Raw genomic sequence first — 19,584 nt, 5'->3', positions numbered from 1 at the left:
AGAGTTGTACCGCACACTGCCTAGGGTGTTCGACCCCTCCCGGCCTCCGCCCGCCGATCTCGCGGTGCTGCACAGCCTTACGCATCCGGCGTGCCTGCACGACGGCGCCTTCGACGTAGTGGCCGCGAACAGCGCCTTCAGCAAACTCTTTCCGGGCACCGGTCCCGGCGCGAACCTCCTGACCGCCATCATGCTCGAGCCCATGTCCCGCTATCGGCTCAGCAACTGGGAGTCCGAGGCCCAGATCATGGTGTCGGCCTTCCGGGACTGCGCCCCGGAACTGGTGACACCGGAACGGCGCGAGGAGATCCGCACGCTGTGCCGACGCGCGCCCGAATGGGATCGGCTGTGGCAGAACACCGCCGCACCCGACGACCGGGCCGAGCGCACCATGCTCATGCGCGCGCCGGAGACTCGGGCCGAGCATCGGATGTATGTGCAGACCTTCCAATTCCACTCACCACGGCGGCCCTGGTGGCTGCTCACCGTGGTGCCCTTCGACTCCTCACCCGAGGCCGAGCGGGCTCACGCCTCGGCCGCGGGCTCCTCGAACCAGCCGTCCTCGGGCTCGGCGAATCCGTGATACATGAGCGGTATGCGGCGGTCCACGCCGAAATGCCGGTAGACCGCGAGCATGGCGGTGCGGACCGCCGCATCGTGGAAGTCGTCGATTCGGCGCGCGCCGAGCTGATGTTCGGGTAGCAGCGAGAGCCGGGTGATCTCCTCGGGATCGTCGAGGTCCAGACCCATCGGGGCGGGATCGGCGATGAAGTGATCGCGCAGCACCGTGCGCGTCCGCACGGGATCGCGGGTGCCGGGGCCGAAGGCCAGGAATCGGGTGCGGACCGCCGGTGAGCCGTGCACCTGCAGCCAGTCCACCAGGGTGGCGTTGGGGCGCGGTATGCGGCCGGTCAGCGGGGCTTGTTCGAGCAGGTGCAGCATGCTGCCGCCGGCGACGCGTGGATCGGGAACCAGGAACAGGGTGAGCGCGGGAGAGCCCGATACCCTGTCGGCGAGATAGACCTTGGTGGCCATGGGGTCGGGCATGCGCCTCTCCCTCGAGAAAGAGGGGTCGCGCTGAGCGACCCCGCGCCCGGTTGCTGACTTGCGCTCCGAAGTGCCGCCGACCGTCGAGTCACCTGACTCGGAGAGATCTCCTCGACGGCCGACCAATGCGACATTCGGAATTATAGTCGCGAATCTAGGCGTCGATCAGTCTGTTGCGCACCGGCCGCGCACTGAACTGACCCTCGATGGTGGCGCGGACGATCGGCCACTCCTCGTCCAGAATCGAGTAGAAGGCGGTACTGCGCACCTCACCGTCGAGTCCGCGCGAATGCGCCCGGCGCACGCCGTCGCTGGTCGCGCCGAGTCGCTCGATCGCCAAGCGGGAGCGGTGGTTTCGCACATCGGCACGCATGCTGATGCGACGCACCCGCCAGGTCTCGAAGGCGTGCTGCAACAGCAGCATCTTGGACTCCAGGTTGATGCCGGTCCCGCGCGCCTGCGGCGACAGCCAGGTGTTCCCGATCTCGGCGGCATCGGGCACCGCCATCAGGGGATCTCCCGGCGGGAGCCCGTGCACCAGGGGCCACACCAGCGGCCCCTGCCAATAGTCGAATCTGGTGAACCGGGTCGACCCCAGCACCCGCCCGCTGGCGACCCCGATGATGGCGAATGCCAGCGATGTCCCGGCGGCATGCCCGGCCAGCGCCTGCGCCACATACTCGAGCGACTCGTCCACCCCTTGCGGGACGGGGGTGAACGCGTATTCGTCACGATTTCCCGCCGCTGCCTCCGCTATACCCGAAGCATGCTGCGGCGCAAGGGGTTCCAGCCGGACCAGACGGCCGGTCAGAGTAAGGGGTACAGGCACGTTCCCTCGATCTTTCGGAGACGGTCGGGGCCCGCTTCGGACAGTGCCGCACCGGCCGTGTGCTCCGGAATCGACGAATCAGCCTTGGCGCGCCAGTAGCAGCATCGAACAGTGCGATGAACGATAGCGGAACAAGGCCGCACAGCAAGGCAGGCTGCGCGCAAATTCAATCCGCCGCTGAGCGTGTCGCGCCGGAGGTGTTTCCGCGCCGGGCGAACCGGTCGGATCCCCCGGTCACGGCCACGCTTTCAGTCCCGTGCCGAGTACTCCCGGACGGCGACAGGGAGCCCCGGTGGGCACCGCCCATTCCTAACGTTCAGTTAACGTTCAGCAATAGAGAAATAACGATTTCAACGCGCCGACGTGCAACTGATTCTAAAATGTCGATTGCTGCCAGTTTGTTAGCGTCGATCACGGGTACCCGCTGATCGCATCGCGTTTTCCGTCAGTCATTCCTGAATTCAGTAAGGAGAGAACATGACGAACCCCAGCCTGGAACAACTGATCGGCGCCACCGTCTACGACAGGGCCGGAGAGGCGATCGGGCGGGTGGAGAATTTCTACCTCGACAATGAGTCCGGGGTCCCGACCTGGGTGGCGATGGCGGGTGAGGGCGGCCGCGCACCCACCTTGATTCCGCTCGAAGGGGCCGGTTACGGCACCGACGATATGAGTCTGCGGGTGCCCTATGCCAAGGAGCAGATCCGCACCGCGCCGCATCTCGAGCGGGACGGGGGCATCGACCCGCGGTCCGAACAGCAGCTGATGGCCTACTACAGCAGCGGTCAGCGCCGCAGCGCCGGGATGACCACCACGAATACCGCTGGGCGCCAGCGGATTCAGACGGGTACCGAGGAACCCATGACCTACGGGACCGCGGAAGCCCGCCGTATGCGTGACGAAAACGACTACCGGACATAACTTCGATCCGATACTACGAGGAGGAGTTGCTATGGAATGGCTGCTCGGTTTACTCGGCGGCGTGGTCGGAGGTGGCGTCGGCGGGTCGAAGAATCCGCTCGGCCCCGTGGTCAACGGCGGTCTCGGCGCGGTGGGCGGCGGTATCACCGGCGTCATCATCCAGGCCGCGACGTCCGGCGGATTGGACTTCGGACAGATTCTGGCGCAGGTCGCCGGCGGCGGCATCGTCGGCGCGGTGCTCTCGGCGATCACCGGCTTCGCGACCCGGCCCAAGGCAGGCGAGATTCGCTGACTCGCCCACCATCGTGGACGACTCTGACAAGGAGCTCTCATGACACGTTGGAAGAACTCGGTTTTCGCCGCCGGTGCGGCATTCGGACTGTTCGCCGCCGCGGGTCTGGGCCTGCTGGTGAGCCCGGTGGCGATGGCGCAACCCGCCGGCGCGGGGGCCGCCATCGACGCGCACTACAACGAGAAGGGCGGCGCGAATACGCCGCTGGGCCAGAAGGTCGGCGAGGTGTACGCCTTCGGATCGGACGGCACCGCACAGGATTTCCAGGGCGGCAAGATGATCTACTCCCCCGAGACCGGGGCCAAGGTGATGTACGGCGCCATCCTCGACAAGTACCTGGCGCTGGGCGGGGCCGATGCCGGTCTGGGCTATCCGACCAATGACGAATCCGATGCACCGGTCGCGGGCACCGCGCGCTACAGCGAGTTCTCCGCACCCGACGGGGCGACCATCGAGTGGAGTCCGCAGCACGGGGCCTGGCTGGTGCGCGGCCCGATCCGCACCGCCTGGTCGCATCTGCACGCCACCGACGGCATGATGGGTGCGCCCATCTCGGACACCACGGTCGCGAACGGTGTCTACACCCAGCGCTTCGCGGGCCAGAACGGCACGCCCGTGGATATCAGCTGGAGTGCCGCGGACGGATTCGTCACCGCGCCACCGGAAATCGCCGGCCAATTGAGCGGTCTGGACGTCTCCGTGCCGGGCGCGGCCCCGGGCGGTGCGGTGGTGGCCACTCCGGCACCCGAATCCGGTGTGGCGGCAAGCGATTCCAGTTCGGCCACCAAGTGGTGGGCATTGCCCATCGGCCTGGCCGTCGCGGCCGTAGCCGGCGGTCTGGCGGCAATGCTCACCAAGGGCACGCGTGCGGCCCGGAATTCGGCGACCGGATCATCCGGTACCCGCGCGGCCTACGGCAGCTCGGCGGCGGCCGGAACCACCGCCGCTGCCCAGATGCGCCGTGCCGGTTCGCATCTGGCGAGCGCCGCCGAACTCGCCCGCGGTATTCCGCGTCCGGGCGGAGTGTGAGCCCGCGGGGCGGGCCGTCGAAAATGACTGCCCGCCCCGCACTTTCCTCCGCGCCGTGGAAGACATCGGTCATGATCTCGGGGTCGCCCAGGACTCGGACGGGCCTCGTCAGGCGGCGTAGATGGCGGTGCCGTCGGTGTTGATGTCGAAGGTGTGGTCGCCCCAGCGTTCTCGAACAGCATCACCTGACTCTCGAGCGCACCCAGCCCTTTCATCACTCCACTCATTCGGTCGGCCACGAAAACGACTGAGCCCCATCCGAAGTCGGACGGGGCTCGGATCTTCGCGGAGCTGGTCCGCGGCGGATCAGACGTTGAAGCGGAATTCGACGACGTCGCCGTCGGCCATGACGTAGTCCTTGCCTTCGATGCGGACCTTGCCCGCGGCTTTGGCGGCGGCCATGGAACCGGCTTCGACGAGGTCGTTGTAGGCGACGATTTCGGCCTTGATGAAGCCGCGTTCGAAGTCGGTGTGGATTACGCCGGCGGCTTTGGGGGCGGTGTCGCCCTGGTGGATGGTCCAGGCTCGGGATTCCTTGGGGCCTGCGGTGAGGTAGGTCTGCAGGCCGAGGGTGTGGAAGCCGGCGCGGGCCAGGGCATGCAGGCCGGGCTCGGATTGGCCGATGGATTCCAGGAGTTCGAGGGCCGATTCGTCGTCGAGTTCGATGAGCTCGGATTCGATCTTGGCGTCGAGGAAGACGGCGTCGGCGGGGGCGACGGCGGCCTTCAGCTCAGCCTTCTTGGCCTCGTCGGTGAGGACGGCCTCGTCGGCGTTGAAGACGTAGAGGAACGGCTTGATGGTCAGGAGCGAAAGTTCCTTCAGGAGTTCGACATCGAGCTCCTTCTGGGCGGCGAAGAGGGTGCGGCCGCTGTTGAGGATGGCCTGTGCCTGGACGGCGGCATCGGCGACCGGCTTGCGGTCCTTCTTGATGCGGGCTTCCTTCTCGAGGCGGACGACCGCCTTCTCCAGGGTCTGCATATCGGCGAGGATCAGCTCGGTTTCGATGACCTCGATATCGGCGAGGGGATCGACCTTGCCGTCCACGTGCACCACATCGCTGTCGGCGAAGACGCGCACGACCTGGCAGATGGCGTCGGCCTCACGGATATTGGCGAGGAACTTATTGCCCAGGCCCTCGCCCTCGGAGGCGCCCTTGACGATGCCCGCGATATCGACGAACGTCACCACGGCGGGCAGTTGGCGCTCGGAGCCGAAGATTTCGGCGAGCTTGGCCAACCTCGGATCGGGCAGCGGAACGACGCCGGTATTCGGCTCGATGGTGGCGAACGGGTAGTTCGCCGCCAGCACGTCATTGCGGGTCAGCGCGTTGAAGAGCGTCGACTTTCCGACGTTGGGCAGGCCGACGATTCCAAGGGTGAGACTCACGAGAACGAGAGTTTACCTGCGCACTTGCGACCGAACGGACCCGGGCCGCGTCCGCCCCGGGCCGGGTCCGCGCCGGACCACGGATCGAAGCCGGCTGCGGGCCTGACGGATCAGTTCAGGACGGCGGCCACGGCCGCCGCCAGGGCGGCGTATCCGGCATCGTTGGGGTGCAGATGATCCCCGCTGTCGAACGCGGGGGCGAGGCGGTCACGATCGGCGGGATCGGCCAGCGCCGCGGCGGAGTCCACCACGGCGTCGTACTCACCCGAGCCGAGAATCCAGCCGTTGACCGTCGTGCGAACCCGCTCACGTTCGGCATAGCGGGCCCGATCACCACCGACGAACAGGGAACCGGCAGCGGGCAGAATGGTCGCGCCGACCACCCGCAGACCCGCGCCGTGCGCCTGCGCGATGAGGGTGCGGAAACCGGTGATCAACTGTTCGGCGGAGGCGCCCTGCACCGGCGCGCCCAGGGCGATGGTCGCGCCATTGAGCCAGATGTCGTTGATGCCCTCCAGAATCACCACCGTGCCGACTCCCCGCTGATCCAGCACGTCCCGGCCGAAACGGGTCAGCCCGCTGTCCCCCAGCCATGGCGAATCCACGGTCAGGCAGTTGCCGCCGATGCCGAGATTCAGCACCGGACGCGATTTACCCTGCGCGACAAAGCCTTCGGTCAGCTCGTCCGGATAGGTGTGGTGTGCGTCGTAGGTGGAGCCGACACCCTCGGTGAAGGAGTCCCCGAACAGCGCCACCGTCGCCCGGCTCGGGCGCGGATCCTCGATCTCCACCGCGGTCAGGTAGTACCAGGAGGAGGAGTTCACGGTGAAGGCATTGCCCATCGGGTCGGTTCGGTGGTCGTCCCACGCCAGATACGACGTGTTCTGCGCCTGAGCGTGAAACGTCGCGGGACCGGTGGCGTCGGCGAAGTACAGCGTCACCGCCAGCCTCTCCAGCGCCGCGACCGGCATGATGATCGAATCGGTGACCGCGTCCGAGCCCGCCTCGATCTGGAACGCGGTCTTGCCCTCGATCGTCAACGGCCGCAAGCTATCCGGCCGGACCACCGCACCACCCGCGCTGCGCGCGATGGTCGCACCCGTCACGCGCAGCGGCCGCGCACCGAATCTGTTCGACAACCGCAGCCGCAGCAGCGATCCCGCGCTGCTGACCCGAATCACCTGGCGCACAGTCTGATTCCCGAATCCGACACCGGACCAGTTGGGCGCGAAGCTGTCGCCCGGTCGCTGCATCGCGCTGACCCACACCGGCCGCCAGCCCGGAGCGGGAACCGGGGCGGCGGCAGCGGCGGCGGCGACTACGAGGAATCCGGTGATCAGGGCGGCGATGACACGCACGGCGTTCCGCCTCATAGGCCTCGGACCGTATCGGCGAAATCGACACCACGCATGTGCACCACCTTTGCACCGAGTCGCCGAATTCTCGTGGCGATTCAGGCGCGCGGCGCGCGACCGAGGTATCCGAGCAGCTCATCGGCGACGGGAGTGGCGCTCGCGGAATCGGATTCGACGACCGCGGCGAACGCGCCCCACTGCCGCAGCGGCTCCACCAGTCCGCGCGAGGCGGTGAGCAGATGCCCGGCCAACTCCTCGGTGAGCGGGGAGGGCTGTCCGGTGGCGATGGCGATATCCCAGGCGTGCACGGCGGCGTCGAGGGCGCACATGACGGCGGCGACCGGGGTGGGGAGTTCACCGTGCGGCAGCGGGGTGGGGACGGTCTCGGCATCGTCGGCGACGGTGGCCCAGGCCGCGGCGGTCTCCTCGACCGCGGCGGCGACCAAGGCCGCCGGGGTGCCCTCGAGGGTGCCGGACGGGGAGAAGGGGTCGTAGGTGGGGCCGTCGCCGATGCCGAGGAATTTGGCGTAGGCGAGCTGATCACCGGCGGCGTGCTGGAGGACCTGGGTGACGGTCCAGTCCGAGCAGGGGGTGGCGAGCTGCCATTGGTCGTCGGCGACTCCGGCGACGGCGTCGGTGAGGGCGCGGTAGGAGGTGGCCAGCACATCGCGCCAGACCGGGGCGAGCAGGACGGCGGGGGTGGCGGTGGTGTGCGAATCGGCGCTCATTGTTCTTGCCTCTCAGGTTGTTTCATTCCGTTGAGATAAAGGTATGAGGCGATTAGGCTAATTTTCTTCCTAATAAATGCGCCGATTCCGAGGAGGTGGGTGTGACCTCGACCACAACCCGCCTGCTGCGGTTGCTGTCGCTGCTGCAAGATCGCACGCATACCGGTCGCGAGCTGGCCGAACGCCTCGCGGTCACCGATCGCACGCTGCGCCAGGACATCGCTCGACTGCGTGAACTCGGCTATCCGGTACATGCCGAACGCGGTCCGATCGGGGGCTATCGACTCGGTCAAGGCGCGACTATGCCGCCGCTACTGCTCGATGACGAGGAGGCGGTGGCGGTGGCGGTCGCCATGGGGCTCACCGAGAACGGCAGCACGGGGGTCGCGGATATCGATGCGACCATTACCCGGGCGCTCGCCAAATTGCAGCGAATCATGCCGAAACGATTGCAGCACAAGGTGAATGCGCTGCGCAGCAGTACCGAGGTGGGTCCGGCGGTCACCGGGTCCCAGGAACCGGACGCACCGGTTCCGGCGGAGACGCTGACCACCATCGCCACCGCGATTCGCGGCACCACCACGCTGCGCAGCACCTCGCCCGAGGGTGAGCGGGAATTCGAACCGTACCGGCTGATCAGCTGGCAGCGCCGCTGGTTCCTGGTCGCCTACAGCCTCCAAACCCATTCCTGGCGTGCGCTTCCCGTCGCCGACCTATCGCAGGTGGAGCGGACGAGCCGCGTATTCGCCGTCCGCGCGCTCCCCGAGGCGGACCTGGTGGCCTTCGTACTGCGCGAAATCGCCTCCGCCGGTTGGAAAGTGCACGCCCGCGTGACGGTACTGGAATCCGCCGACACGGTGATCGCCCGCGTCAACCCGACGGTCGGCGTGGTGGAGCCCCTCGACGACCACTCCTGCCTACTCCTCACGGGCGCGGACAGATTGGAGACCATCGCCATCTACCTGAGCATGCTCATGATGGATTTCCGCGTCGACGATCCCCCCGAGTTGGTGACGCACCTACGCACCCTGGCCCGCCGCTACGCAGCCGCCACTCCCCCGGAGCATTGACCCCGCCGACCGAGCGCCACACCGGCCAGGATCATTCGATGCTGGGCCGGACGATTCAGGGCTGCGCGATCTGACCGATATATCAGCGGCCGCCGAGGCCGGACATGGCTATGCCGCGGATGAAGGCGCGCTGGGCAATGGCGTAGATCAGGAGTAGGGGGAGCAGGATGAGGGTGGCGGCGGCCATCAGGAGGGGCCAGTCGGTGGTGTATTGACCCTGCAGGCGGATGAGACCGAGGGTAGCCGTGGCGTATTCGTTGCGCTGGATCATGATCAGGGGCCACAGGAAGTCGTTCCAGACGGTGATCCAGGTGAGCACGGCCAGGACCATGACGGCGGGGCGGGCGTGCGGGAGCAGGACGCGCCAGTAGATCTGCCAGGGGGTGCAGCCGTCGAGGGTGGCGGCCTCCTCCAATTCCATGGGGAGCGTGGCGAAGAACTGGCGCATGAGGTAGGTGCCGAAGGCGCTGCCGAAGAGGCCGGGGACGATCATGGACCAGGGGGTGTCCATCCAGCCGAAGGCGCGCATGAGCAGGAATTGCGGAATGACGGTGACGGTGAGCGGGACCATGAGAGTCGCCAGATAGGCGAGGAACAGCGCCTCGCGACCGGGAAAACGCAAGCGCGCGAAGGTATATCCGGCGAGGGAGCAGAAGAAGACCTGACCGGCCGTCACGCAGAGGGCGTAGACGGCGGTATTGAGCAGCATACGGCCGAGCGGGATGACGTCGAAAACGTCTGTGTAGTTGGACCATTGGGGATGCGTGGGCAGCGCCGACGGGTCGACGAGCTCACCCTCGGATTTCAGCGAGGCCGAGACCGCCCACAGCATCGGGGCCAGCGCGCACCAGGCCACGGCGATCAATGCGATATAGATGAGCAACACGCGGAGAACCCGCTTCGCGGAGTGATTCACAGCTCCGCCTCGGCCCGCCGCGACAGACGCAGCTGAATCACCGTGAGCACCAGCAGGATAGCGAATATCACCCAGGCCAGCGCCGAGGCGTAACCGACCTCGTAGAAGCGGAATGCGTTCTGGAACAGCATGATTCCCAGGACGTAGGTGCCGGTCTCCGGCCCACCATTTCCACCGGTGAGCGCATAAGCCTGATCGAACGCCTGCACCGAATTGATAATGGTGATGACGAAGACGAAGGACAGCGCCCCGCGAATCAGCGGCACGGTGATGGAGCAGAAGCGCCGGAACGGTCCAGCGCCGTCGATTTCCGCCGCCTCATACAGGTTTTCGGGCACGCCCTGCATGGCGGCCAACAGGATGACGGTCGCGAACGGCACGCTCTTCCACACGGTCACCAGACTGAGCGAGACCAGCGCCCAATCCGGATCGGTCAGCCACGGCACCGGGGAGAGGCCGAACCAGCCGAGGAACAGATTGGCCAGCCCGTCATCGCTGGCGAAGACGAAGCGGAAGACGACGGCCATGGCCACCGTGGAAGCCACCAGCGGCAGGAAGGCGATCGTGCGAAAGATGCCTATCCCCCGCAGCTTCCGATTCAGCAGCCCGGCCACGGCCAGGCTCACCAGCACGGTCGGCACCAAGGTCGACAGCGTGAAAACCGCGGTATTGCGCAGTGCGATGAAGAACAGCGGATCCTCGGAGAACAGCCTGCGATAGTTATCCACACCCACGAACAGGGGTGGACTGAACAGATCCCACGAGTGGAAGCTCAGATACAGCGAGAACCCCAGCGGGAAAAGTAGAAACACCGCCACCGCGGCCAGATTGGGTGCGACGAACCGTATTCCGGCGCGCGCCCGCCGCCGCGCCAGCGCGGACCTGCCCGGTGCGCCGCGCCGCTTCTCGGACTGCGCGGGTCGCTCCTCGTGCCGCGGCGGCGTCCGGGTTTCGATCCCGGTCATATCGCCGCCCGCAGCAGTGCGTCGATATCGGTGGCGGTCTGTCCGGCCAGCGAATCGGCGGTGGCCGCGCCGCGCAGCACCCGATTACAGCCGCGTTCGAGGAGCGATTCCACCTTGCCCCATTGGGGTGTGACGGCCATCCGGCGCGAGCTTGCCGGGCCGTCGGTGAAGACCTCCAGATTGCGGATGCCGCGATGAGCGGCCGCGAATCCCGGTGTGCGCATGGCGGATCCGAGGACCGGCACGAAGAGGCCGGAGGCGGCGATGAGCGCCTGGCCCTCCGGTCCGGTCGCGAATTTCACGAACTCCCACGCCTGTTCACGGCGCGGACTGGCGGCGGCGATGGACAGGCCGGTGCTGCCGACATCGGTGATCGCCCCCGGTCCCCCGTGCGGCCCGACCGGCAGCACGGTGACATCGAAGTCGAGATCATCGCGCCCGGTGAACTCCGAGTACAGCCAGTGCCCGCCCATGAGCATGGCCGCACGGCCGCTCCGGAACAGGTCCTGGGCCGAAACCGATTGCCGGTCACCGACACTCGGGGCCACCAGGTGCCGCACCGCCAGATCGGCATAGAACTGTAGACCCTCGGCGAAGCGCGGATCACCGATATTGGTGCGCTCGGGCCGTACCGGCGGGGTGAACCACTCCGCGCCATTGTTCATCCCGAACAGGGCGGCGGAGAAATAGGGCACCCAGGCGTCGACGAAACCCCACTGCTTGGCGCGGCCGTCGGTATCGCGATGCGTGAGTGCCTGTGCGGCGCTGAGGAATTCGGCGAACGACCAGGCATCGGCCCACCGGCGCGGCGGTCGAATTCCCGCCTGTTCGAACAGTTTTCGGTTGTAGTAGAGGAATACCCCCGACCACTGCTCCGGCAGCGCGTACTGCCCGCCCCGCCAACGGAAGGTATCCCGCAGCGGCGCATACCCGTCCGCCGCCGACTCGGCGGCGTACCGCGGATCACGGTCGAGGAATTCGCGCAGATCCACCAGCACCCCGCGCTCGGCCAATCCGGCGTACAGCAGCTCCCACGACATCAACACGTCCGGGCACTTCCCGCCCGCGCAGTAGGTGAGCATCTGCTGTAGCGGATCCGGCCCGGACATGATGGTCCGAATCTTGATATCGGGCCGCCGCTTCCGGAACTCGTCGATGATCAGGAGCCGGGAGCGCGCCTCCTGCGGCCGCGCCTGAAAGAAGAAGGTGACCGCATCGTCGTCACCCCCGCCGCACCCGGCGACCGTCCCCGCCAGCGCGGCGGCCGCCGCACCCGCGAGCAATGTCCGGCGGGACAGGGCTGTGTCACCGGACACGCGGCCAACCGTTCGTCGCGGATTTCCGACCGTTTGCCGCAGCGAATCCACCGTTCGCCGCATATCGGTCGTCGGCACCGATCCAGCGCCGAAGGTACGGGCATGAATGAAACGACCTCCCGGTCACGAGGGTCTCCTCCGGTCACGGACCCTGTGGCCCAGGTCTCAGATCAGCATGGCAGCATACGGAGAGCAACCTGCGACACGCGGAGAACACGCGGACTCGCGGGAGCCCGAGCCGGATTGCGTCACCTCGTCTCCCGGCACACAGCGTCCACCGGGTCACCCATACCCGTCGGTTCGGCACTTGATGAACGGCTCTCGAAAGCCGCATTTCAGGCGTGTCGATTCCGCTACGTTGGGCTCGAAATCAGTTAGATCCGCTGTACCGCACGGGAGAGTTGTCGCATGGCGACCATCGAATACCTCCGGACGGACCCCGACCTGCCTCCGGTCGGTGTCGTGGACCGGACGCCCCTCACGCCCGCCAAAAAGGGCATCTTCCTCGCCATCGCCGTCGTTGGCGCGATCGCCTGGGCCATCCTCGCGTTCATGCGCGGCGAAGACGTCAATGCCGTCTGGATCGTGATCGCCGCACTCTGCACGTATGTGCTGGCGTACCAGTTCTATTCGCGACTGATCGAATGGAAGATCACCAAGCCGCGCGATGACGTCGCCACTCCGGCCGAGGAGCTGGAGAACGGCCGCGACTACATGCCGATGGACCGCCGCGTGCTGTTCGGGCATCACTTCGCCGCCATCGCCGGTGCGGGCCCGCTGGTCGGACCGGTTCTGGCCGCGCAGATGGGTTATCTGCCGGGCACCATCTGGATCATTGTCGGCGTCGTCTTCGCCGGTGCGGTGCAGGACTATCTGGTGCTGTGGGCGTCGGTGAAGCGACGCGGCCGCAGCCTCGGGCAGATGGCGCGGGACGAACTCGGCGTGGTCGGCGGCGTCGCCGCCATCGTGGCCGTACTGGTGATCATGATGATCCTGCTCGCCGTGCTCGGCATCGTGGTGGTGAATGCCCTTGCGGCAACACCGAATGCGAAGACCGGCGTACTCGAGGGCGGCAGCCCGTGGGGCGTGTTCTCCATCGCCATGACCATTCCGATCGCCCTGTTCATGGGCATCTACCTGCGCTTCGTGCGACCGGGCAAGGTCGGCGAGATCTCCCTGGTGGGTTTCCTGCTGCTGTTGCTGGCCATCATCTCCGGTAACTGGGTCGCCGGATCCTCTTGGGGCCGTGACGCTTTCACGCTGTCCGGGACCAGCATCGCCTGGATGCTGATCATCTACGGCTTCATCGCCTCGGTGCTGCCGGTCTGGCTGCTGCTCGCCCCGCGCGATTACCTGTCCACCTTCATGAAGATCGGCACCATCGGCCTGCTGGCCATCGGCGTGCTGATCACCATGCCGGTGTTGCAGGCCCCGGCCATCTCGCAGTTCGCGGGCAACAGCAACGGCCCGTCCTTCGCGGGCAATCTGTTCCCGTTCCTGTTCATCACCATCGCCTGCGGTGCGCTGTCGGGATTCCACTCGCTGGTCTCCTCCGGAACCACGCCCAAGCTGCTGGCCAAGCAGTCGCAGGCGCGCATGATCGGCTACGGCGGCATGCTGATGGAGTCGTTCGTCGCGGTCATGGCGATCATCACCGCCAGCATCATCGATCAGCACCTGTACTTCGCCATCAATGCCAGCCCGGCGGTGACCGGCGGCAGCGCGGACAAGGCCGCCGCCTACGTGAACAGCCTTGGCCTGCACGGTGATCCGACCACGGCGGCGGATCTGAAGCAGACCGCCTCCGATATCGGTGAGAGCAATATCGTCTCGCGTACCGGTGGTGCGCCCACACTGGCCATCGGCATGTCCGAGGTGCTGCACAAACTGTTCGGCGGCTCCGGACTGAAGGCGTTCTGGTACCACTTCGCGATCATGTTCGAGGCGCTGTTCATCCTCACCACCATCGACGCCGGCACCCGGGTGGCGCGGTTCATGCTCTCGGATTCACTCGGCAATCTGGGTGGCCCGTTCCGCCGGTTCAAGGAGACCTCCTGGCAGCCCGGCGCCTGGATCTGCTCGGCGCTCGTGGTCGCGGCCTGGGGTTCGGTACTGCTCATGGGCGTCACCGATCCGCTGGGCGGCATCAATACGCTGTACCCGCTGTTCGGTATCTCCAACCAGTTGCTGGCCGCGGTCGCGCTGACCGTGGTGCTGGCCATCGTGGTGAAGAAGGGCCTGGTCAAATGGGCCTGGATTCCGGCGCTGCCGCTGGTCTGGGATCTGGTCGTCACCATGACGGCCTCGTTCCAGAAGATCTTCTCGGGTGATCCGAAGATCGGCTACTGGACGCTGCACCACAACACCATCGTGAAGCGGGACGCGTATCTGGCCGCCCAGAGCTCCGGGCAGCTGCCCAAGGGCGTGGCGGATCCGGCGGCGTTGCAGACGCAGATCGACAACCTGGACAAGACGATTCGCAATACCTTCATCCAGGGCACGCTCTCGATCGTGTTCGCGGTGCTGGTGCTGATCGTCGCCGCGGTGGGCGTGTGGGTGTGCCTGCGCGCCATTCGCAAGGGCGTGGTGGAGACCACCGAAGCGCCGGAGGAACCGTCCAAGATCTTCGGGCCGAGTTCCTTCCTCGCCACCAAGGCGGAGAAGCAAGTCCAGCAGGAGTGGGACGCGCTCGCCGCCGCAGGCAAGATCAAACCCACCGGCGCGGCCACCGCGCACGCGCACTGAGTCATACGTGACTCCGATGAACGAATCCACCGCCCCGTCGCCCGCAGACCTGCTGCGGACGGCGGGGCGCGCGGTTGTCCGCGCCGTGCGCGCCGTCATCTGGTGGTTCAACGCCGTCCTCGGCGGTAACGACTACCAGCGCTACGTCGAACACCTCCGCCTCCAACACCCGGACGCCCCCGTCCCCAGCGAACGCGACTACTGGCGCGACCGCCACGACGCAGCCGCCCGCAACCCGGCCAACCGCTGCTGCTGAGACGCCCCTTCGCCATCCCGGCACAACGCCCCTTCACCATCCCGGCGCAAGGCCCTTCGCCATCCCGGCGCAAGGCCCTTCGCCATCCCGGCGCAACGCCCTTCGCCATCCCGGCGCAGGGCCCCTTCGTCATCCCGGCATGTTTTTGGCCGAGATCCGCACCCCGGCGCAGTCAGCTCGCCGCCGCATGTCCTTTTCCCGCCGACCCCAGCGTCTGATTTCCGCTAGCGCACGCTCCTCCGGGCTGCGATGGTGGATCTTGTGAGTGCGAAAGAGTTGGACTTCGAGCGGTGCTACCGCGCCGTGACTACCCGGGATGCCCGCTTCGACGGGCAATTCGTGACCGCGGTGCGCACCACCGGAATCTATTGCCGCCCTTCCTGTCCGGCTATCACACCGAAACCCGCCAACGTCACCTTCCTGCCCACCGCGGCGGCGGCACAGCAGTCCGGCTTCCGGGCCTGCCGACGCTGCCTACCCGACGCGGCCCCCGGCTCACCGCTGTGGAATACCCGCGCCGACCTGGCCTCCAGGGCCATGCGATTGATCGCCGACGGCGTCATCGAACGGGGTGGGGTGCCCGCCCTGGCCGATACGCTCGGCTATTCCCAGCGCCAACTGACCCGGGTGCTCACCTCAGAACTGGGGGCCGGACCGCTGGCCCTGGCACGGGCGCATCGGGCGCACACCGCCCGGCTGCTCATCCAGACCACGCACCTGTCCATGTCGGATATCGCGTTCGCGGCGGGCTTCGCGAGCATCCGGCAGTTCAACGACACCGTGCGCGAGGTGTTCGCGGTCAGTCCGACCACCCTGCGGGATGAATCGCGACGCCGCAACGGCGACACCCTGCCCGCCACGAACGGCCAACTGACACTGCGACTTCCGTATCGGGAACCGCTGGACAAGCCCTGGCTGGAGTGGTTCCTGTCCTCGCACGCCGTGCCCGGACTGGAACTCTGGGAGGACGGCCACTACAGCCGCAGCCTGCGAACTCCGCACGGCCACACCACGATTCGCATGTCCATCCAACCCGGACACGTGCGCGCCTCCCTGGCCCTGCACGATATGCGCGACCTGGCGCCTACCGTCGCCCGCCTGCGCCACTTCCTCGACCTGGACGCCGATCCCATCGGCATCGACGAGGCATTGGCGGCGGGAATGACCGGTACGCCATCGTCTTCGGCGACAGCGTTGTCGAACGGTCACAGACCGGTCGATCGATCCACCCTGCTGTCACCGGGCATTCGGGTTCCGGGCTGCCTCGACGGACCGGAACTGTTGCTGCGCACCATGATCGGTCAGCAGATCTCGGTGGCGGCGGCGAATACGCATACCGCGCGGCTGGTGCAGACGCTCGGGGAATCCATTCCCGGACCGATCTCGCACCTGTTCCCGACCCCCGCCGCCATTGCCGAACACGGCGCGGAGGTGCTGACCGGACCGGCGCGCCGAGTCGAGGCCATCGTGGCCGCGGCCCGGGCGATCGCGGACGGTGAGCTGGCGCTGCACGCCGGGCGCACCGCCTCCGAATTGCGCCGTGACCTGCTCGCCCTGGACGGGGTGGGGCCGTGGACCGCCGATTACGTCACCATGCGACTACTCGCGGATCCGGATGTTCTGCTGCCCTCCGATCTGATCGTCCGCCGGGGTGCGGCCCTGCTCGATATCGACCTGGCCGAGACCACCCGCTTCGCCCCCTGGCGCTCCTATCTGACCATGCACATGTGGAAGCACGCGCTCGCCGCACCCGCAGCCACCCCCGATGGCGCATCTGTCGCCCGGAAAGTGAGAACAGCACCGTGAATACCCAAAACACCACCGCCACCGCCGATTTCGCCACGGCCAGCACCCCGGCGGGACCGTTCACCGCGCTGGTCGACCCCGATGGGGCGGTACTGGCCGCGGGCTGGACGGCCGATGCCCAGAACCTGCGCGGCCTCATCCATCAGACCCTGCGCCCGGCCGCACTGCGCGAACGCGCCGAGTTGGGCCAAGTCACCAAGGCCGTCGAGGCGTACCACGCGGGTGATCTGACCATCATCGATTCGATTACGGTGCGCCAGATTTCGGGTCCCTTCCTGGTCCACGCCTGGGAGGTGCTGCGCAAGATTCCGGCGGGCGATCCGGTCACCTACACCGATTTCGCCTCGGCCTCCGGCCGCCCCGCGGCCACCCGCGCCGCCGCGAACGCCTGCGCCCGCAATGCCGCGGCCCTGTTCGTGCCCTGCCACCGGGTCATCCGCACCGACGGCAGCCTCGGCGGCTTCCGCTGGGGCCTGGACGTCAAGCGCTGGCTCCTGAACCACGAAGCCTGACAACCGAAGTGCATGTACTGGCGCAGGGTCCACTCGATGTTTCCCTGCGTCAGTACATGCACGTCACCGATCAGGCGCTGAGGGAGGTTTCCAGGTGGGAGCCGGTGGGGGTGCGGATGACGTGTAGGCGGCTGGGGATGCGCTGGCGCATTTCGTCTACGTGGCTGACTACGCCCACTACCCGGCCACCCGAGCGGAGTTCGTCCAGGACGCCCATGACGGCGTCGAGGGTGTCGGCGTCGAGGCTGCCGAAGCCCTCGTCGATGAAGAGGGTGTCCAGCACCAGGCCACCGGATTCCGCCGCCACCACATCGGCCAAGCCGAGCGCGAGAGCCAGTGAGGCCATGAAGGTTTCGCCGCCGGAGAGGGTTTTCGCGGGGCGGATGGCCCCGGTGTAATCGTCCCGGATGTCGAGGCCGAGACCACCGCGGCGGCCGCGCGGACCCGCCGCGTCGGTGTGCACGAATTCGTAACGGCCACCGGACATTCGGCGCAGGCGCACCGAACCGGCCACGGCCACCTCCTCGAGTCGGGCCGCGAGGACGTAGGAGCGCAGCGACATGCGGCGGTTGTTCTCGCCGCGACCGGCGACCACCTCCGCGAGGCGGGCGAGTTCGTCGTGGGCGCGCTGAATCGGGGCCAGGCGGTCGACCGCCGCCCAGAGCTGGGAGCAGAGCTCTTCCAGTTGCTCCACGCGCCGGATCGCCACCGTATGCGCGGAGACGGCCCGCTCGAGATCCGATTGTGCTTGTGCGACGGCGGTTTCCAGTGCTTCCAGATCGCCGGGGGCGACCGCCGCCACGGCCTGGATCTCCGGCTCGGCCAGCACGGCCTCGGCGTGTGCGCGGGCACGGTCCGCGGCGATCAGTTCGGCTTCGATATCGGCCTGGCGCTGAGCGGTCCGGGAGGCGGTGTCGACCGCGCGGGCGTACTCGGACAGAACGGTGTAGTCGGGTCCGGTCTCGCCCATGACCGGCGGTGCCATCTCGACCAAACCGGCGTCGTACGAGAGCTTTTCGACGCGCACGGCGAGCGAGGCGACCTGTTCGCGAGCCAGCGCTGCCTCGGTGCGGGCCTCACGAACGGCCGTTGCTCCCGACACGAGCGCGTCGAGGCGAGCCCGGCGGCGCTCCACCGTGCCATCCGCACCGGCGGCGGTGGTAAGTCGCTCGGTGAGTTCGGCGAGCCTGCGGTCGGTGGCGACGACGCGTTCCAGCGTTGCGCTGGAACGGCTTTCACAGTCGCGGAGTTCGTCTTGCAGCCGCGCGTCCTCGGCGCGCAGCCGCTCCAATTCGGCGGTCAGGCCGTCGGCCTGCTTGGCCCGGTCGCGCGCCGCGGCCCAGCGCGTTTCGGCCTCGGCCAATTCGGTCGCGAGTTCGGCCTTATCGGCGTCGCCGCCCCGCTCGACCAGGACTTCGATGGTGCGCTCCAGCTCCGTGACCTGTTGCCCGGCGCGATCGCGGGCGGCCTCGGCGGCCCGTTCCGCGGCGAGCGCGGTCTCCTCGGCCTGCTTCGATACGGCCTGCGTGGTGCGCCGCGCGGGCGCGGGATGTTCGGCCGATCCGCAGACCGCACAGGGCTCCGAATCCACCAGGGCCCCGGCCAATTCCGCGGCCATCCCCGCCAGCCGCTGCTCCCGCAGCGCCAGGGTATGCTCCCGCGCGTCCAGATGCTTCACCCGGGCCGACTCGAAAGCCGTTGTCGCGCGGACCAACTCGCCTCGTCGCAGCTCCAGCTCCAGCGCCGCCTTGGCGGCGGACTTCAACCGTTCCCGCTCAGCCTCCAGCACCGGCAGTCCGGCCGCGGCATCGGTCGCCTCGCGCAGCCGAATCTCCACCCCCGCAATGGATTCCGGCAACTTTCCGCGCCGCTCGGTCAATGTCGTCAACGCTCCCGAGAGCTCCTGTTGCTCCCCGCGCAGCCGCTTCAACTCCCCCATGAGCCGTTTGGCCGAATCCGCGTCGGCCCGCACCTCCTCGAGCGCACCCATCCGCGCACTCCACCGCTGCGCGGCAGCCTCCAAACCACGCCCTCGCCGACCGAGCGCATCGGAGGACCGGCGCGCATCCGGCGAGAATCCATCCGGGCGCGACTGGGCCACACCGGCGGTTTCGGAGTGTCCGACCGCCGGTTCCATCGAGCCGTGATCACCGTCCGCGCCGCCGATCGCGGTGGCCGGGTCGGCGTCTTCCGGCATACCGGGCCACGGTGCCTCCCGCTCGAGCGGCTCCGGCGGCTCGAGCGCTTCTAGTTCGCCCGCGTATTCACTGTTCAAGAGCTCGGTCGTGGCGAGATCGGTTGCCGCCCAAGTGGTTCCGTCGAGTTCGACGGAGGCGGGTTCGAGCAGCCGGGCGGCGAGGTGCTCGGCGGCGCGGGTGGCCTCGTCCTCGCGGCGGCGCAGGGTCACCGCG

The 19,584-nt window shown here is 67.6% G+C and carries 18 protein-coding genes; 9 read left to right on the top strand and 9 right to left on the bottom strand.

The genetic code is table 11. The annotated features are described in order from the left end of the window. The first annotated feature begins 25 nt into the window (after positions 1-25). Positions 26-583, top strand: coding sequence for an MmyB family transcriptional regulator (locus NA10_RS25595; protein ID WP_067572352.1), 558 nt, complete (start codon positions 26-28; stop codon positions 581-583). Here the strand turns inward: NA10_RS25595 and NA10_RS25590 are convergent. Both NA10_RS25590 and NA10_RS25585 read right to left on the bottom strand, forming a co-directional pair. Beyond that, positions 526-1,047, bottom strand: coding sequence for a hypothetical protein (locus NA10_RS25590; protein WP_067572351.1), 522 nt, complete (start codon positions 1,045-1,047; stop codon positions 526-528). The two genes, NA10_RS25595 and NA10_RS25590, sit on opposite strands and share 58 nt — an antisense overlap. Positions 1,048-1,201: 154 nt before the next feature. Beyond that, entirely contained in the window at positions 1,202-1,876 is a 675-nt protein-coding gene (locus NA10_RS25585; RefSeq protein ID WP_067572350.1) for a GNAT family N-acetyltransferase, read from the bottom strand. A gap of 477 nt (positions 1,877-2,353) precedes the next feature. On the opposite strand from NA10_RS25585, the gene NA10_RS25580 reads away from it, so the two are divergent. The 3 genes from NA10_RS25580 to NA10_RS25570 are packed head-to-tail and all read left to right on the top strand — an operon-like array spanning position 2,354 to position 4,118. Then, entirely contained in the window at positions 2,354-2,797 is a 444-nt protein-coding gene (locus NA10_RS25580) for a PRC-barrel domain-containing protein (RefSeq protein ID WP_067572349.1), read from the top strand. Between the two features lie 31 nt (positions 2,798-2,828). Then, positions 2,829-3,089, top strand: coding sequence for a hypothetical protein (locus tag NA10_RS25575; protein WP_067572348.1), 261 nt, complete (start codon positions 2,829-2,831; stop codon positions 3,087-3,089). A gap of 39 nt (positions 3,090-3,128) precedes the next feature. Next, on the top strand, positions 3,129-4,118 hold the full coding sequence (locus NA10_RS25570) for an LGFP repeat-containing protein (RefSeq protein WP_067572346.1): 990 nt from the start codon (positions 3,129-3,131) through the stop codon (positions 4,116-4,118). A 306-nt stretch (positions 4,119-4,424) separates the two neighbouring features. Here NA10_RS25570 and ychF read toward each other — a convergent pair whose 3' ends face one another. The 3 genes from ychF to NA10_RS25555 all read right to left on the bottom strand — a co-directional run bounded on the left by ychF (position 4,425) and on the right by NA10_RS25555 (position 7,587). Then, complete coding sequence (ychF, locus tag NA10_RS25565) at positions 4,425-5,504, bottom strand: redox-regulated ATPase YchF (RefSeq protein WP_067572344.1); 1,080 nt, start codon at positions 5,502-5,504, stop codon at positions 4,425-4,427. Between the two features lie 110 nt (positions 5,505-5,614). Next, positions 5,615-6,877: a GDSL-type esterase/lipase family protein gene (locus tag NA10_RS25560; RefSeq protein ID WP_067572342.1), complete on the bottom strand. Its 1,263-nt coding sequence runs from the start codon at positions 6,875-6,877 to the stop codon at positions 5,615-5,617. An 80-nt stretch (positions 6,878-6,957) separates the two neighbouring features. Beyond that, positions 6,958-7,587, bottom strand: coding sequence for a TIGR03086 family metal-binding protein (locus tag NA10_RS25555; RefSeq protein ID WP_067572340.1), 630 nt, complete (start codon positions 7,585-7,587; stop codon positions 6,958-6,960). A 101-nt stretch (positions 7,588-7,688) separates the two neighbouring features. Between NA10_RS25555 and NA10_RS25550 the strand changes: the two genes are divergently transcribed. Next, entirely contained in the window at positions 7,689-8,657 is a 969-nt protein-coding gene (locus NA10_RS25550) for a helix-turn-helix transcriptional regulator (protein ID WP_067572363.1), read from the top strand. Between the two features lie 82 nt (positions 8,658-8,739). Here NA10_RS25550 and NA10_RS25545 read toward each other — a convergent pair whose 3' ends face one another. Genes NA10_RS25545 through NA10_RS25535 form a run of 3 tightly spaced genes read right to left on the bottom strand, consistent with a single transcriptional unit; the run spans position 8,740 to position 11,854 of the window. Continuing rightward, positions 8,740-9,573: a carbohydrate ABC transporter permease gene (locus NA10_RS25545; protein WP_067572338.1), complete on the bottom strand. Its 834-nt coding sequence runs from the start codon at positions 9,571-9,573 to the stop codon at positions 8,740-8,742. Then, a complete protein-coding gene (locus NA10_RS25540; RefSeq protein ID WP_084515236.1) occupies positions 9,570-10,538 on the bottom strand; it encodes a carbohydrate ABC transporter permease in 969 nt (322 codons plus the stop codon). Before NA10_RS25540 ends, NA10_RS25545 begins: the two co-directional genes overlap by 4 nt. Next, on the bottom strand, positions 10,535-11,854 hold the full coding sequence (locus NA10_RS25535) for an ABC transporter substrate-binding protein (protein ID WP_245677887.1): 1,320 nt from the start codon (positions 11,852-11,854) through the stop codon (positions 10,535-10,537). The genes NA10_RS25540 and NA10_RS25535 overlap by 4 nt, the downstream gene beginning before the upstream one ends. A 408-nt stretch (positions 11,855-12,262) precedes the next feature. Here NA10_RS25535 and NA10_RS25530 point away from each other — a divergent pair, with 408 nt between their 5' ends. The 4 genes from NA10_RS25530 (at position 12,263) to NA10_RS25515 (ending at position 17,173) form a co-directional block, all read left to right on the top strand. Continuing rightward, positions 12,263-14,599, top strand: coding sequence for a carbon starvation CstA family protein (locus tag NA10_RS25530; protein WP_067572336.1), 2,337 nt, complete (start codon positions 12,263-12,265; stop codon positions 14,597-14,599). A gap of 16 nt (positions 14,600-14,615) precedes the next feature. Then, positions 14,616-14,855 carry a YbdD/YjiX family protein gene (locus NA10_RS25525; protein WP_067572334.1) on the top strand — a complete coding sequence of 80 codons (240 nt, stop codon included), beginning with the start codon at positions 14,616-14,618 and terminating at the stop codon, positions 14,853-14,855. A gap of 261 nt (positions 14,856-15,116) precedes the next feature. Further along, complete coding sequence (locus tag NA10_RS25520; protein WP_373862421.1) at positions 15,117-16,661, top strand: DNA-3-methyladenine glycosylase 2 family protein; 1,545 nt, start codon at positions 15,117-15,119, stop codon at positions 16,659-16,661. Next, positions 16,658-17,173: a methylated-DNA--[protein]-cysteine S-methyltransferase gene (locus NA10_RS25515; RefSeq protein WP_067572330.1), complete on the top strand. Its 516-nt coding sequence runs from the start codon at positions 16,658-16,660 to the stop codon at positions 17,171-17,173. Before NA10_RS25520 ends, NA10_RS25515 begins: the two co-directional genes overlap by 4 nt. 70 nt (positions 17,174-17,243) lie before the next feature. Here the strand turns inward: NA10_RS25515 and NA10_RS25510 are convergent, their stop codons facing one another. After that, entirely contained in the window at positions 17,244-19,580 is a 2,337-nt protein-coding gene (locus tag NA10_RS25510) for an SbcC/MukB-like Walker B domain-containing protein (protein WP_444980061.1), read from the bottom strand. Positions 19,581-19,584: the final 4 nt, after the last annotated feature.

Origin of the sequence: Nocardia acidivorans NBRC 108247 (genome assembly GCF_001625085.1) — a bacterium.
GTDB classification, from domain to species: Bacteria; Actinomycetota; Actinomycetes; order Mycobacteriales; family Mycobacteriaceae; genus Nocardia; species Nocardia acidivorans.
Note: the sequence above shows the minus strand (reverse complement) of the source record. Positions and strands in the feature narration are given on the sequence as shown.